The sequence below is a fragment of the Bacteroides sp. BFG-637 genome (genome assembly GCF_024793605.1).
Lineage (GTDB): Bacteria > Bacteroidota > Bacteroidia > Bacteroidales > Bacteroidaceae > Bacteroides > Bacteroides vicugnae.
Window position 1 is genome coordinate 810,055 of the sequence record NZ_JANUPD010000002.1, and the last position, 15,271, is coordinate 825,325.

Genomic DNA, 15,271 nt, shown 5'->3' on the forward strand with positions numbered 1-15,271 from the left:
ATATCATATTAAGTGAGTAATGTATGTTAGACCTCACTAAAGTTTGAAAGTTAATTCTACGATGAAAAGAAAATCTGCTTTTTTACATTATTTATTGTTTCTCCACATTATAAATATTCAGCCGGATATGAGTGTCATTCAATTATTTCCATTACTCTTCCCTACCTCCTCCTAGTGCTTGATACAGATTGATTATTCCTTGTATCTCCTGAAACCGGTTACTCACCTGTGTCAACTGTGCTGTCAGTAGAGTTTGCTGGGCGGTGAGGACTTCAAGATAAGTGGAATTTCCATGTTGCATAAGCAGCTGTGTGCTGGTAACAGCCGTTTGTAGAGAAGAGATCTGGCGCCGGTAAAGATCGGATTTATCCCGGGCCGTTTGATTTTGCTTCAAAGCGTTGTTCACTTCAGCACCGGCATTGAGTAGGGTTTGCGTGAAAGACAACTTCGCTTCTTCCTGTTGCGCTTTAGCTATTTTTAGACGGGCTATATTCTGCCCCTTATTAAATAAGGGCTGCGTAAGGGAGCCAACAGCTGACAGCAACAACTTACTCGGATTCATAACCACCTCACCTACTCCATTTGTCCACCCGGCAGAACCGCTGAGGGTGATGGATGGATAAAAGGCAGAGCGTGCCTCATTAGTCGTGTAAAAGGCTTGCGCTAAAGCCAATTCTGATGATCTGACATCAGGACGATTAGCAAGAAGTTGTAAAGGGATACCTACGGATAAATCCTGTGGCAAAACCTGTCCGTCCAGTGTGCCACGACGGATAAATTGCGGAGTTTCTCCCAGCATCAGGCAAAGACTGTTTTCCGCCTGCCTGATTTGTTCCTTTAAATCCAAAACAGTGGTACAGATGGAATAGTAGGTAGCTTCGGTTTGTGCCAAACCTGCTTCGTTACCTTGACCGGCATTCTTCAAAGCTTGCATAACGCGTACACTTTCTTTCCATTTTACTTCTGTTTCCTCGGAGATGGCCAATTGAGCATCCAGCATTAAAAGTGTATAATAGGTATTCGCTAGATTGGCTATCAATTGTGTCTTAACAGCGAGTTCATATTCCTGACTTTGAATATAAAGAGCTTTAGCACGACGGTTGGCATTCGTCAGCCGACCGAAGATATCAATTTCCCAAGAGGAAGTAATAGGCAGGGAATAGCTCTGTCCAGCTTTCCCCTTATCGAAACTGCTCACAGTGCCCTGCGGTGAAAAAGCGAATGAGGGCAGATAAGCCAGGCGGGCCGCACTAAGTGAAGCACGGGCTTCTTCCACTCGCCAGTGAGCGGACTGTAGATCGGTGTTATTCCGCAACCCCTGCTCAATGAGGGATTGCAGATGAGGATCGACGAACAATTGACGCCAATTCAACTTGGCAATATTATGAATTGTATCAGAAACCGTTTCCGCCGCCCCAAAAAGATCTTCGGGGACGGTCGTTGCCGGTTGATATTTTGTATAGATGCCGCAACTACTCAGCATGAGCGCCGTTATGGCAAGGGTGATGATATTTCTTTTCATTTCTTCTTATTCTCCAAATATTGTTTTCTTTCTTCATCGGCTTTCTCCACCTCTTCCTTTATCTGCCAGTCGGCAACAGTGGCATCAAACTGAATCGGTCGCACTTTCTCCTGTATTGCCTGGAAGACAATAAACATAGCCGGCACAATGAATAACAGTGCCAATGTACCCACCAGCATACCGCCTACCACACCCGTACCGAGTGAACTGTTTCCGTTGGCTCCTACGCCAGATGCTAACATCAAAGGTACCATACCGAAAATCATCGTCAGTGCCGTCATAAGAATAGGACGCAAACGATCTTTAGCAGCAATAAGCGCAGCAGACGTCAGACTCATACCGGCACGACGGCGCTCGGTAGCATATTCGGTGAGAAGAATAGCAGTTTTTGCCAACAGACCGATAAGCATGATAAGTCCTGTTTGCAGATAAATATTATTCTCCAATCCAAGCAATTTGGCAAAGAGGAAGCTACCCATCAATCCGGCCGGAACACTAAGCAGGACGGCAAACGGAACGAAGAAACTCTCATAAAGCGCACTCAATAGCAGATAAACCATCAATAGGCAGATAGCAAAAATCACGATGGTGGTATTACTCTGATTGCTCTCCTCTCGCGCCAGTCCGCCAAAATCGAAATCATAGTTGGCGGGAAGCACACGGGCAGCAGTTTCCTGTACGGCACGGATGGCTTCACCCGAACTGTACCCTTCGGCAGGCATGGCATTGAGTGCAATGGAGTTATACATATTAAAACGGTTCAGGCTCTCGGCTCCATATACTTTGGTCAGTGTGACGAACTGACTCAACGGTGCCATCTCTCCATTGCTCAAGCGAACAAAATGACGGTTGAGCGAAGCCTCATCCAGACGATAATTCGGATCAGCTTGCACCATCACACGATAGACGCGCGAAAAGCGGTTAAAGTTGCTGACATAGCTACCTCCATAATATCCCCCCAAGGTAGAAAGCACCTCATCAGGCATGATTCCGGCACGCAGACACTTAGCAGCATCCACATCGACCTGCCACTGGGGATAGTTGATTTCGAAAGATGAAAAAGCCATTGCCAGTTCAGGCCGCTGATTCAACGAGTCGATAAACTGGCGAGTGATGCTGAAAAACTCTGTGAGATCACCTCCAGCCTTGTCCTGCATTTGGATATCGAGCGCATTACCCATATCATAACCAGGTATCATACCCGGAGCCATGGCAAAAACTGTGGCATCCTTGATATCTCCGGTACGGGCATAAATCTGTCCGATTACTGCCTGCACGTGATCTTCTTCCTCCGGTCGTTCATCCCACGGAGTAAGGCGAACAAAGAAAATACCGGAAGAATTACCCGCACCACCCATTGACCAACCAGTCACTTTGAGTACCTGTTTCACCTGTGGGATTTGCTGAATACGTTCTTCTACACGGTTCATAATGCCATCGGTAGCATAAAGTGAGTTTCCCGGCGCAGTGGATACGGCAACAAACACCAGTCCCTGATCTTCATCGGGCACAAGGCCTGTTTTGGTGCTGTTCATCAACAAGGCAAGGATTACGACTGTCCCGGCAACAAAGGCACCTGTCAACCATTTGCGACGGATAAAGAAGAGAACTCCTTTTTTATACCGCTCTGACAATGATTCGAACGCAGTGTTGAACGCACGGCGGAAACGGGCTGCGAAGTTTTGCTTCTGTGTGCCGTCCTCATTGGTATAGGGTCGCAGAATCAAGGCGCAGAGGGCAGGACTTAGTGTCAATGCATTGATGGTAGAAATACCTACCGCCACAGCCATTGTCAGACCGAACTGCGTATAGAATGTACCCGAAGTCCCACTCATGAAAGACACCGGAATAAATACCGCCATAAACACCAGTGAAGTGGTAACGATAGCACCCGACAGTCCTTTCATTGCATCCACACTGGCCATATAGGGCGAACGGTAGCCGGAATCGAACTTGGATTGCACTGCCTCGACCACAATAATGGCATCATCCACCACTGTACCGATGACCAGCACTAATGCGAAAAGCGTAATCAAATTGATACTGAATCCTACCAACGCCATGAAAGCGAAAGTTCCGATAAGAGAAACAAAAATACCCACCAGCGGAATAAGTGTAGAACGAATATCCTGTAAGAAAACATATACCACAAGGATTACCAGCAGAATCGCTTCGATCAGTGTCTTCAATACCTCATGGATAGAGGCGAAGAGAAATTCGTTGGTACTCATCAACTGGGTTATTTCCGCCCCTTTGGGAAGACGTTTGGAAGCGTCTGCCAGAAAAGCGTCAATCTCACGATTAATCTCTGTGGCATTAGAACCGGCAGTCTGATAAACCATACATGACACACCGGGTTTACCATTGAAACTACCTTGATAAGAATACGATTCTTGTCCGAGACTGATGTTGGCAATCTCTTTTAAACGAAGTACCTCACCATTCTTAGTGCTGCGGATCACGATCTCTCCAAATTCTTCGGGAGTCATCAATCGACCTCGGTATTTCATGGTATACGCTTTAGCTTCCTTGGAATTCTCACCAATGGAGCCTGTTGCAGCTTCAATGTTTTGTGAGGCCAGTGCAGCAGTCACGTCGGAAGGAATCAGCTTGTACTGTGCCATGACGTCAGGTTTAAGCCATACGCGCATGGAATAGACACCACCCATCACCTGCACATCTCCCACTCCGGAAATACGCAAGATGGCAGGTTTCAAGTTAATATTGATATAGTTCGAGAGAAAGTTCTCGTCTAATGAGCTATCGGGACTATGCAAGGTAAATATCTGGAGCATACCGTTCTGTCGCTTGTTGACACTGACACCCACACGGGTCACTTCCGCAGGAAGTTGTCCGGCAGCTTTCGACACACGGTTCTGTACATTGACAGCGGCCATGTCCGGATCGGTACCTTGCTTAAAGTAAATGGTTATTTCGGCTGAACCGGCATTAGAAGCACTGGAAGTCATATAAGTCATGTCTTCCACACCATTGATGGCTTCCTCCAACGGAGCGATGACACTCTTCTGCACCGTTTCAGCACTGGCACCGTCGTATGCAGTGTACACCTGGACAGTAGGCGGGGCAATATCAGGATATTGCTCCACGGGTAGGGTGAATAACCCGATAATCCCCACCACTACAATCACAATGGAAAGGACGGCGGAGAGCACGGGGCGTTCTATAAATATTCGTAAGTTCATTGTTTTTTCAATTTTGAGTTAGTTACTTCTTCTTTGTTATCGGCATTCCATCCTGTAGTAGTCCGACACCTTCTGTCACGATTTCATCCCCTACGGCAAGTCCGTTCGTCACGATGTAATCCTGTCCACCGTCCACACGCTCCACACTTATTTGGGTAGAATGCGTTTTGCCATCCACTACCTTATAGACAAAGACCTTGTCCTGCACTTCGTAAGTTGCTGCACGAGGAATGATGATACCGTCTTTGTAGACCGATGGAACCACCACATTTCCCGAGCTTCCGCTATGCAGCAGTCCGTTCTTGTTGGGGAATGCTGCCCGTACACTGACGGTTCCTGTCGAAGCATCCACTACTCCGCTGATAGTTGCTATAATACCTTTTTCTTCGTAGGTAGTCCGGTCATTCAGCACCAGTTCGATGGCAGGCATCGACTGCAAAGCCTTCTCTTTAGAACCATATTGGCGAATGAGTCCTAAGAGTTGATTTTCCGTCATTGAGAAGTAAACATACATGTCCGAGTTGTCTGATACGGTAGTCAGTGGTTGTGCCATTCCGGCACTAACAAGTGTACCAACACGATAGGGAAGTGTACCGATCACTCCATCCGAGGGACTTTTCACTTCGGTGTAGGAAAGGTCATTGGCAGCACTCAGCTCCTGCGCTTTGGCTTGTGCGCGTCCGGCTTTCGCCATCAACAGATTATTCTCGGCCGTTTTCAATTCATAAGCCGAAATGACGTTTTGAGCAAAGAGTTCTTTCTTGCTATCGTAAGTCAGTTGTGCCGTAGCCAATGTAGCATCGGCTGCTTCCATATTCGCCCGGGCTGTGGCCAAAGCTGCCTGATAGGGAACCTGGTCGATGATGAAAAGCACTTGTCCACGTTTCACCGCCTGTCCCTCGTTTACACACAATCGGGTGATGGTTCCCGTCACCTGCGGAAAGATAGCAATATCCTGCTTACCCTGGATAGCCGCCGGGTATTGGGTAGAAAGAGTTTTATTGACTGGTGCCACCTGCATCGTCGCATATTCCGATACAGACTGCGAATATTCTCCTCCTCCGTTCTTGCATCCGGCAAGAGTAAGGAGTGTTGTCAGCATGAAGATTTGCCACATTTTGTTTGTTTCCATTTTCATAAAATTCAATGTATTATAGTGATTGATTAGTTCTCACAAGAGCGGTGCAAAAGTAGGTGTCAGCGCCCGCTCCCGCAATGTAATTCTGGTCAAAGCCGGATTTTTGGGGGACGAAACCGCAGAGATAAGTGGTGAAACGGAATGAATGAAGCCAAAGACCTATCCTCTTCATATAAAGTTGTGATGAAGATGTAATGCTATTTGGTATTATTTACTACTTTTGCCCAAACAAAGATAAGAGTCCATCCTAATAAATAGACTTGCATTTCAGACTTGATTACGCAGTTATGATAAGAAAACGTATTTATCTCACAGCCGCAATATTCCTGCTTGTGGTAAGCTTTTCCGCTTACTACCTCTATCGTGTGAACCGCTCCGCACGCAGCCGTCTGGAGTATGCCAACGGACTCATTGAAGTGAATCCACGAAAAGCACTGGAAGATGTGGAACAGATAAACCGTACTTTCTTGAGCGAAAGGAACTACATGATGTGCGATTTAGTAAAAGCCGGTGCTCTCATCGGCATACAGGAATATCTTGTGCCGGATTCGCTACTTAACATCGTCAGTCCTTACTTCAAATATAAAGCGGACTCATTACACCTGACGGAAATATATTACTACCGGGGCGAGATAGCCCGCCACTCTAATTTCCTGCTCGAAGCCGTAGAATATTTCACCCTCTGCACACAATACAACAACGATGTGTACGATCTTCGCGAACTAAACTTCTACCTCAACAACTTCAAAGGGCAGGTTTACCACACTAAGCACATGATGAAAGAAGAGAAAGAGGCCAAACTCGCCGCCCTCTCTCTAGCCAGGGAACTAAACAATCCCTCTCTCATTGCCGAAGCCTACTCTGAACTCACCCACTATTACGCCCGGACAAATGACGGTGATGAGAGTATTCCTCTGCTCAAAACAGCTTCTATGAAAGGCTACTCCGGCTCCTTGCAAGCCCGGTTATTATTCCTCCTTAGCGAAAAATATGCCGACAAGCACATGTCCGACTCCGCTCGTATCTATGCTCTGCAAATCCCGCATTTATATCAGGACTCGGTCGACTATCTGCTCGGCAAGATACATTCCGATCTTCAACAAATCGATTCCGCTCGTTTTTACCTAAACCGAAGCAGTCAGAGTAATAACCCCTTTATCTGCCTGAAAACCTATCGCCAGTTGACAGATCTGAATATACGTACCGGTTCTCTCAATGGTGTATCAGACTGCTTGGAAAGACTGACGCACTATCAAGCACAGATAGACAGCATCGCTTATAACGAGGACCTTGCTCAAATAGAGAATGTGGATAAACTTCGAAAAACGATCCGTGACTCCGAAGTCGCAGAGGCAGAATACTACCGGTACTGGGTCTTCTATTGCCGGATTATTGTCATTGCTTTTACCGTCATCCTCATTCTAATGTCTATCTCCATCATTCTGCAAAAGAAGAAAAAAAACCTGCAACTGAAACGTCAGCAATCACGCCTTGACGCACTGAAGATGCAGATAGACCCGCATTTTATATTCAATAATCTCAGCATCCTGCTCGACCTGGTAGAGACGGGAGATGCCACAGCTCCCATCTACATCAAATGTCTCTCCAAAGTTTACCGGCATATCGTAGCTAATGTAGATAAGAATCTTTCATCCGTTGCCGATGAATTATCCAGTCTGGAGGCTTATATCTTCCTACTCAAAATACGGTTTGAGGATGCCATACAGGTAGAAGTACAAGTTCAGGACGCTATCCGCGAGAGACAGATCCCTCCCATTGTATTGCAGATGTTACTGGAGAATGCTATCAAGCACAATCAAGTGTCGGAAGAAACACCGCTATTCATCCGTGTATATTCTGATGGGAACAAATTGGTAGTGGAAAACAACTGCAAACCTCTTACTCCGAACTCTTCCACCCACCACATCGGGCTGCGAAATATCAAAGAGCGGTATCAGCTCACTGGTGCTCCCGCCCCTGAAATCTATCAGGATGAACACATCTATCGTGTCACCCTTTCAACGCTTTAAACGAAATGATAAATTCCATGAAAGTTCTGATTATAGAAGACGAAAACCACAGTGCCGAACGCCTGCAACGTTACATCTGTGCACTGCACCCTGATTACGAAATTTCCGGCATCACCAAAAGTATTGTCCAAAGCATAGATTTCCTCCAACGGGAGCAGCCGGACCTGATATTCTCCGACATCCGCCTACAGGATGGATTAAGTTTCGACATTTTCCGTCAAGTGGAGATAGTCTCGCCCATCATTTTCACCACTGCCTATGACCAGTATGCTATACAGGCATTTAAATTCAATAGTATCGACTATTTGCTGAAGCCTATCGACTCGGATGAATTGGAAGCAGCTATACAAAAAGCGATAGAAAGAATATCCCCCTCATCTCCTACTACCACTGCCCCGAACCTGGAACAGCTATTGGAATACCTGAGTGGGGCTATTCCCACCCCTCATTATCGGGAAAGATTTCTGGTATCCCGCAGAGATGAATATATCACTATCGAAGTCCAAAACGTCTGTTTCATCCACTCTCAACAGAACATAACCCGCCTTTATCTGACAGATGGCACCTCTGCCACCATTCCTTCCACATTGGACCAACTGGAAAAGGAAATGAACCCTACTTCTTTCTTCCGTGCAAACCGTCAGCATATGATACAGGTGGGACACATTAAGAAAGTCAGCAACTGGTTCAACTATAAATTAAAGGTAGAAATGAACGGATATCCGCAGGAGGAAATTCTGATAAGCCGGGAGAAAGCTACCACATTCAAGAAATGGCTGGACAGATAACGACTGACTAGCTCTATAATCAATGATTTGCTGGGGTGTCATACCGAAAGATCAGGACACCCTGCAAACACTGGCAGTACATAGTACAACAACACACTACACAACTACAACCTATAGAAGTAATAATCCGGAAATTCTAACGAAAAATCCGAAAGACCACTAATCATAATAATAAAATACCGGCACTTTTTTCTTTAATGCTGGGATGTACATTTCATCCTGTTTTATCAGATTATCCACGAAAGTGACATCAAAGCCCGTAATATCGAACCAATTCTTATAACAAAGTACCAGATTTAATCTATCAGCAAACCAACGAGTTACGAGGAGTAGAAAAGAAAAACGGAGAGAGTTTTTCAACTTTCTCCGCTTCAGTACCCAGACCCGGGGTCGAACCGGGATGGAAGTGAATCCACTGGTGTTTGAGACCAGCGCGTCTACCGATTCCGCCATCTGGGCGCATACTTGATTTCTCAATTGCGGTGCAAAGATACGACATTATTTTGAATCCACAATAGTTTGGCAAAAAAAAAGGAAAAAAATAATAAAACATATCTTAAACACTTCTCTATTCAGAGAATAAACCGTACATTAGCAGAAACTTTAAAATAGAGTCACTATCATGACAAACCAGGATAATTATTGCGTGATTATGGGTGGCGGCATTGGAAGCCGCTTCTGGCCGTTTAGCCGCAAAACATTGCCCAAACAATTCTTAGATTTCTTCGGAACGGGTCGTTCACTTTTACAGCAGACTTTTGACCGGTTCCAAAAGGTTATTCCAACAGAAAACATTTTCATCGTTACCAATGCAATGTATGCAGACTTAGTGAAGGAACAATTGCCAAAAGTAAGCGAAAGCCAAATTCTGCTGGAACCTGCAAGACGAAATACGGCTCCATGTATAGCATGGGCCTCTTACCACATCCGGGCACTGAATCCAAACGCCAATATCGTAGTTGCACCTTCAGACCATTTAATTTTAAAAGAAGATGAGTTTCTTGCCGCTATTGAAAAAGGACTTGAATTTGTTTCACGCTCTGAAAAACTACTAACATTAGGTATTAAACCCAATCGTCCGGAAACAGGATATGGATATATACAAATAGATGAACCCGCAGGTGAAAACTTCTACAAAGTAAAAACATTCACTGAAAAACCGGAACTGGAATTAGCTAAAGTATTCGTAGAAAGCGGAGAATTTTACTGGAATTCCGGACTGTTTATGTGGAATGTAAATACAATCATCAAAGCAAATGAAGATTTGTTGCCTGAATTAGCTTCCAAACTGGCACCGGGAAAAGATATTTATGCCACCGATAAGGAAAAAGCATTTATTGAAGAAAATTTCCCCGCATGTCCTAATGTATCCATCGATTTCGGTATTATGGAAAAAGCGGACAACGTGTATGTATCGTTAGGAGATTTTGGCTGGTCTGATCTTGGAACCTGGGGATCACTTTATGATTTATCGGAAAGGGATTCAGAAGGCAATGTTACTCTGAAATGCCATTCGCTTATTTATAATAGTAAAGATAACATGGTAGTACTTCCAAAAGGAAAACTGGCCGTAATTGATGGATTGGAAGGATTTCTAATAGCAGAATCAGACAACGTTCTTTTAATCTGCCGCAAAGATGAAGAACATGCCATCCGTAAATATGTGAATGACGCCCAAATGCAACTGGGTGATGATTTCATTTAGCAGCGCGCAGCACTTAACCCGCCACAGCAAAAACCGGATAAGACAATAATACAAATAATGAACGGTGAACTCTCTGCAAACAATCATGCAGTTCGTTCACCGTTCACCGTTTATTATATTGAAAAACTTTGTGTGTCTTTAAGCAATCACAGGTCCTAGATAATTTCTATTCCCTGCTCTTTACAAAGTTGCAATCCCAGATCTTTCAATCTGAACTTCTGAATCTTTCCACTACCTGTCATCGGGAACTCATTCACAAAGAATATATATTTCGGAATCTTATAACGGGATATTTTATTTCTGCAAAAATCACGAACATCGGCTTCCTGCATTTTCACACCTTTCTGCAAGATAATAAATGCTCCGACTGCCTCACCGTATTTCTTAGAAGGAATACCTGCCACCTGAACATCTTTCACTCCATCAAGTTTATAAAGAAACTCCTCTATTTCGCGCGGATAAATATTCTCACCACCCCGGATAATCATATCCTTAATGCGTCCGGTAATCCGGTAATTTCCATCTTCATCCTTGATACCCAAGTCACCGGAATGCAGGAAGTTGTTTTCATCGATCACTTCTGCCGTTGCTTCCGGATTTTTATAATATCCTTTCATGGTGTTATATCCACGGTTGCACATCTCACCTTGTACGCCAACCGGACATTCTTCACCAGTTTCCGGGTCGATCACTTTTACTTCCGTAAATTCAAAGTCACGCCCTACCGTATTACAACGTACATCAAACGGATCATCAATACGAGAAGCTGTCATACCCGGTGCAGCCTCTGTCAGTCCATACACACTAGTCACCTTCATATACATTTTCTCTTCCTACCTGCTTCATCAGTTCGACAGGACACAGAGAACCTGCCATAATACCTGTACGAAGACAAGACATATCAAAGAGATCAAACATCGGATGATGCAACTCGGCAATAAACATAGTCGGTACTCCATAAAGAGCCGTGCAACGTTCTTTATGAATGGAAGCCAATACAATCAGCGGATCGAAACGTTCCACCATTACCTGCGTACAACCATGAGTCAGACAGTTCATGGTAGCCAACACCACTCCGAAACAATGGAATAACGGAACACAGCAGCAAAGTTTATCATCTGCCGTGAACTTCATGTGTTCACCAGTCAGAAATCCATTATTGGCAATATTATAATGTGTCAGCATTACTCCCTTCGGAAAACCGGTAGTTCCCGACGTATATTGCATATTCACCACATCGTGACAATCCACCTTGCTTTTGAGTTCGCTCAAACAATCATCTTTCACATTATTTCCCAATAACAGAATCTCCGCTGTATTATACATACCCCGATGTTTCTCCTGCCCTACATACACTACATTTCTCATGTACGGAAAACGTTCACTCTTCAAATGTCCGCGTTCACAGGTTTTCAATTCGGGAAGCATTGTATAGGTCATCTGCACAAAGTCACTGTCCTTCTCGCCATTCACGATACAAAGCGTATGCATATCCGAATCCTGGCAAAGATACTCCAACTCCGATTGTTTATAGTTCGTATTCACAGTAACATATACCGCACCGATCTTCGCACAAGCATACAACAATGTCAACCAATCGGGAACATTAGCCGCCCAGATACCCACATGGGTACCACGTTCCACACCAATGGCGATAAGCCCTTTCGCCATATCATCCACACGACGGTTTAACTGGCTCCAGGTAAAACGGAGATTGCGGTCGGAATAAACGATATATTCCTTATCGGGAGTCTCTTCAGCCCAGTGCTCGAGCCACTGTCCCAAAGTACGATCAAATAATTGCATGGGATTCTTTCTATACTTAATACTTAATACTTTATACTCAACTCAAATCGGCGTGTAAACTACTGCCAGGATTTTTGCAGCCTGCCCCTCGTAAGCATGTACATGATGAGGAACAATGGAATCATAATAAATGCTATCACCCTCTTCCAACAAATAGGTATTCTTACCGTAGCTGATTTCCATGATACCTTCCATAACCATGATAAACTCCTCCCCTTCATGAGAAGAAAGCACGAAGTCGGTATCCTCCGTTGGCATCACATCGATAATAAACGGTTCCATATGACGATCTGCCTTTGACTTGGACAACGAGTGATATTCCATGTGTTTGCGAGAATGAATCGCGTTATTGGAAAAACTAATCGCATCTTTGGCTTCTTTCTTACGACATACCACCGGTCCGACTTCATCCTGGTCATCAAGAAAAGTCCCCAGACGTACTCCCAACACACGCGCTATTTTAATTAGCGGTGCAAGAGAAGGTATATCAATATTATTCTCAATACGTTCAACTTGTTCGATAGCCAAACCCGAACGTTGTGCCAACTCTTCTATGCTTATTGATTTATCTTCGCGGAGGGCTTTAATCTTTTCGCCAACAATCTTACTTGTATCCATTTTGAAAGCATTTTAGTTATCAAAGGTGATAAATTATAATAATTAAGTTGCAAAAATAGCAAAATCTTTAGATGGACACAATTATAACTGAAGAAAATACGACTGTCAGGAAGAAAAAGAAGAAACTAAAAAAGCCGCTCCTCTATAATGAGGAACGGCTCTTAATCTTTTCGCGACAAGTAGATTACTTACGCAAACCGAGCTCTTTAACAATAGCACGATATCTTTCGATATCTCTTGCTTTCAGGTAATCGAGCAAGCGACGACGCTTACCTACCAACATTGTTAACGCTCTTTCAGTACTATAATCTTTTCTGTTGAGCTTCATGTGCTCAGTCAGGTGAGAAATACGGTAGGAAAACAAAGCCACCTGGGCCTCAGCTGAGCCGGTATCAGTGTTAGACTTTCCGTACTTTCCGAAGATTTCTTGCTTTTTAGCAGCGTCTAAATACATAATTCTTAGAATTTTAATTGATAAATTATTCTTTTGAGCGTGCAAAGATAGGCATTATCTTTATATCACACAACGATTTACAAGAAAAAATTGCTATCATTGCATATATTTCTAATCCTATTTTCGTACCTTTGCAGCCAAATAATAGGTATTATATGCAAAATATTCGAAACATTGCAATCATTGCCCATGTTGACCATGGGAAAACAACGCTGGTTGACAAGATGCTATTGGCCGGAAATTTATTCCGCAGCAACCAAAATAGTGGTGAACTTATCCTGGATAACAACGATTTGGAACGTGAACGTGGTATAACGATTCTCTCCAAAAACGTATCCATCAATTACAACGGTACAAAAATTAATATTATTGATACTCCGGGACACAGCGACTTCGGTGGTGAGGTAGAACGCGTATTGAATATGGCCGACGGTTGTATTCTGTTGGTAGACGCCTTCGAAGGTCCGATGCCCCAGACTCGTTTCGTACTGCAAAAGGCGCTGGAAATCGGTTTGAAACCTATCGTGGTAGTTAATAAGGTAGATAAGCCTAACTGCCGTCCGGAAGAGGTTTACGAAATGGTTTTCGATTTGATGTTCAGCCTGAACGCAACGGAAGACCAGCTGGACTTCCCCGTAATCTACGGTTCCGCCAAAAACAACTGGATGAGCACCGACTGGAAGCAACAGACTGACAGTATTACTCCGCTATTGGATTGTATCATCGAAAATATTCCGGCACCCAAACAACTGGAAGGCACTCCCCAGATGTTGATTACTTCTCTGGATTATTCTTCTTATACCGGTCGTATCGCCGTAGGTCGCGTACATCGCGGTACATTAAAAGAAGGTATGAATATAACGCTTGCGAAACGCAACGGCGATATGTTCAAGAGCAAAATCAAAGAACTCCATGTTTTCGAAGGTTTAGGCCGCGTGAAAACAAGTGAAGTCTCTTCCGGTGACATCTGCGCACTGGTAGGTATCGACGGATTCGAGATTGGAGATACAGTTTGTGATTTTGAGAATCCGGAAGCATTGCCGCCAATCGCTATTGATGAGCCGACCATGAGTATGTTGTTTGCGATCAACGATTCTCCTTTCTTCGGCAAGGATGGTAAGTTTGTGACTTCACGCCACATCCATGACCGCCTGATGAAAGAACTCGATAAGAACTTGGCTCTCCGTGTAAGAAAGAGTGAGGAAGACGGTAAATGGATTGTTTCCGGTCGTGGCGTACTCCACCTCTCTGTATTGATCGAAACAATGCGTCGTGAGGGTTACGAATTACAGGTGGGTCAGCCGCAGGTTATCTTCAAAGAAATCGACGGTGTGAAATGCGAGCCGATTGAAGAGTTGACCATCAATGTACCGGAAGAATATTCCAGCAAGATTATTGATATGGTTACCCGTCGTAAAGGCGAGATGGTAAAGATGGAAAACACGGGCGAACGTATCAATCTCGAATTCGATATGCCTTCTCGTGGTATCATCGGATTGCGTACCAATGTACTGACTGCTTCTGCCGGTGAAGCCATCATGGCACACCGCTTCAAAGAATATCAGCCGCACAAAGGAGAAATCGAACGTCGTACGAACGGTTCTATGATTGCTATGGAAAGTGGAACAGCTTTCGCTTATGCCATCGACAAATTGCAGGATCGCGGTAAGTTCTTTATCTTCCCGCAGGATGATGTTTATGCAGGACAAGTAGTAGGTGAGCATTCTCACGACAACGACCTGGTTATCAATGTTACCAAATCGAAGAAGTTGACGAATATGCGTGCTTCCGGTTCGGATGATAAAGTACGTCTGATTCCACCTATCCAGTTCTCACTCGAAGAAGCACTGGAGTATATCAAGGAAGACGAGTATGTAGAAGTTACCCCTAAAGCAATGCGTATGCGTAAAGTGATTTTGGACGAAATCGAACGTAAACGTGCAAACAAGAACTAACCATTCTTTCATAATATTATAATAGAAATCCCGGTTAAACGCAGTGTTTAAC

10 protein-coding genes, 1 tRNA gene and 1 pseudogene are annotated in these 15,271 nt (G+C 44.3%); 4 read left to right on the forward strand and 8 right to left on the reverse strand.

The window, feature by feature from the left end; all coding sequences use genetic code 11:
• Positions 1-151: 151 nt before the first annotated feature.
• Genes NXX38_RS03630 through NXX38_RS03640 form a run of 3 tightly spaced genes read right to left on the reverse strand, consistent with a single transcriptional unit; the run spans position 152 to position 5,857 of the window.
• A complete protein-coding gene (locus NXX38_RS03630) occupies positions 152-1,522 on the reverse strand; it encodes a TolC family protein (protein WP_195650248.1) in 1,371 nt (456 codons plus the stop codon).
• Positions 1,519-4,725 carry an efflux RND transporter permease subunit gene (locus NXX38_RS03635; RefSeq protein ID WP_148365548.1) on the reverse strand — a complete coding sequence of 1,069 codons (3,207 nt, stop codon included), beginning with the start codon at positions 4,723-4,725 and terminating at the stop codon, positions 1,519-1,521. The genes NXX38_RS03630 and NXX38_RS03635 overlap by 4 nt, the downstream gene beginning before the upstream one ends.
• Positions 4,726-4,747: 22 nt before the next feature.
• Positions 4,748-5,857, reverse strand: coding sequence for an efflux RND transporter periplasmic adaptor subunit (locus tag NXX38_RS03640; protein WP_409012879.1), 1,110 nt, complete (start codon positions 5,855-5,857; stop codon positions 4,748-4,750).
• A gap of 293 nt (positions 5,858-6,150) precedes the next feature.
• On the opposite strand from NXX38_RS03640, the gene NXX38_RS03645 reads away from it, so the two are divergent.
• Positions 6,151-7,893, forward strand: a complete 1,743-nt coding sequence (locus NXX38_RS03645) for a histidine kinase (protein WP_195650246.1) — start codon at positions 6,151-6,153, stop codon at positions 7,891-7,893.
• 17 nt (positions 7,894-7,910) lie between these two features.
• The gene (locus tag NXX38_RS03650) at positions 7,911-8,681 is read left to right on the forward strand and encodes a LytTR family DNA-binding domain-containing protein (protein ID WP_258978613.1); all 771 of its coding nucleotides are present in this window, start codon (positions 7,911-7,913) and stop codon (positions 8,679-8,681) included.
• A 159-nt stretch (positions 8,682-8,840) separates the two neighbouring features.
• Here the strand turns inward: NXX38_RS03650 and NXX38_RS03655 are convergent, their stop codons facing one another.
• Together NXX38_RS03655 and NXX38_RS03660 are read right to left on the reverse strand one after the other, a co-directional pair.
• A complete protein-coding gene (locus tag NXX38_RS03655; protein WP_195650245.1) occupies positions 8,841-9,041 on the reverse strand; it encodes a hypothetical protein in 201 nt (66 codons plus the stop codon).
• Between the two features lie 15 nt (positions 9,042-9,056).
• A tRNA-Leu gene (locus tag NXX38_RS03660) sits at positions 9,057-9,140 on the reverse strand.
• Positions 9,141-9,303: 163 nt separating this feature from the next.
• Here NXX38_RS03660 and NXX38_RS03665 point away from each other — a divergent pair.
• Positions 9,304-10,386 (forward strand): mannose-1-phosphate guanylyltransferase, encoded by a 1,083-nt coding sequence (locus NXX38_RS03665; protein ID WP_195650244.1) that lies wholly within the window; start codon positions 9,304-9,306, stop codon positions 10,384-10,386.
• 155 nt (positions 10,387-10,541) lie between these two features.
• On the opposite strand, the pseudogene NXX38_RS03670 reads toward NXX38_RS03665, so the two are convergent.
• From NXX38_RS03670 to rpsO, 3 genes and pseudogenes are all read right to left on the reverse strand, one after another.
• Positions 10,542-12,192, reverse strand: a pseudogene (locus NXX38_RS03670) (AMP-binding protein).
• Between the two features lie 42 nt (positions 12,193-12,234).
• Entirely contained in the window at positions 12,235-12,810 is a 576-nt protein-coding gene (locus tag NXX38_RS03675) for a helix-turn-helix domain-containing protein (RefSeq protein ID WP_004296396.1), read from the reverse strand.
• Positions 12,811-12,994: 184 nt separating this feature from the next.
• Positions 12,995-13,264, reverse strand: a complete 270-nt coding sequence (gene rpsO / locus NXX38_RS03680; protein WP_004296393.1) for a 30S ribosomal protein S15 — start codon at positions 13,262-13,264, stop codon at positions 12,995-12,997.
• 155 nt (positions 13,265-13,419) lie between these two features.
• Here rpsO and typA point away from each other — a divergent pair, with 155 nt between their 5' ends.
• On the forward strand, positions 13,420-15,219 hold the full coding sequence (gene typA / locus NXX38_RS03685; protein WP_148365553.1) for a translational GTPase TypA: 1,800 nt from the start codon (positions 13,420-13,422) through the stop codon (positions 15,217-15,219).
• Positions 15,220-15,271: the final 52 nt, after the last annotated feature.

What these genes read in the sequence shown, in the direction of transcription:
- NXX38_RS03630 (WP_195650248.1), bottom strand. Translation starts at nt 1,522, where the DNA reads ATGAAAAGAAATATCATCACCCTTGCCATAACGGCGCTCATGCTGAGT.
- NXX38_RS03645 (WP_195650246.1), top strand. Translation starts at nt 6,151, where the DNA reads ATGATAAGAAAACGTATTTATCTCACAGCCGCAATATTCCTGCTTGTG.
- NXX38_RS03665 (WP_195650244.1), top strand. Translation starts at nt 9,304, where the DNA reads ATGACAAACCAGGATAATTATTGCGTGATTATGGGTGGCGGCATTGGA.
- NXX38_RS03640 (WP_409012879.1), bottom strand. Translation starts at nt 5,857, where the DNA reads ATGGAAACAAACAAAATGTGGCAAATCTTCATGCTGACAACACTCCTT.
- typA (WP_148365553.1), top strand. Translation starts at nt 13,420, where the DNA reads ATGCAAAATATTCGAAACATTGCAATCATTGCCCATGTTGACCATGGG.
- NXX38_RS03675 (WP_004296396.1), bottom strand. Translation starts at nt 12,810, where the DNA reads ATGGATACAAGTAAGATTGTTGGCGAAAAGATTAAAGCCCTCCGCGAA.
- NXX38_RS03650 (WP_258978613.1), top strand. Translation starts at nt 7,911, where the DNA reads ATGAAAGTTCTGATTATAGAAGACGAAAACCACAGTGCCGAACGCCTG.
- rpsO (WP_004296393.1), bottom strand. Translation starts at nt 13,264, where the DNA reads ATGTATTTAGACGCTGCTAAAAAGCAAGAAATCTTCGGAAAGTACGGA.
- NXX38_RS03635 (WP_148365548.1), bottom strand. Translation starts at nt 4,725, where the DNA reads ATGAACTTACGAATATTTATAGAACGCCCCGTGCTCTCCGCCGTCCTT.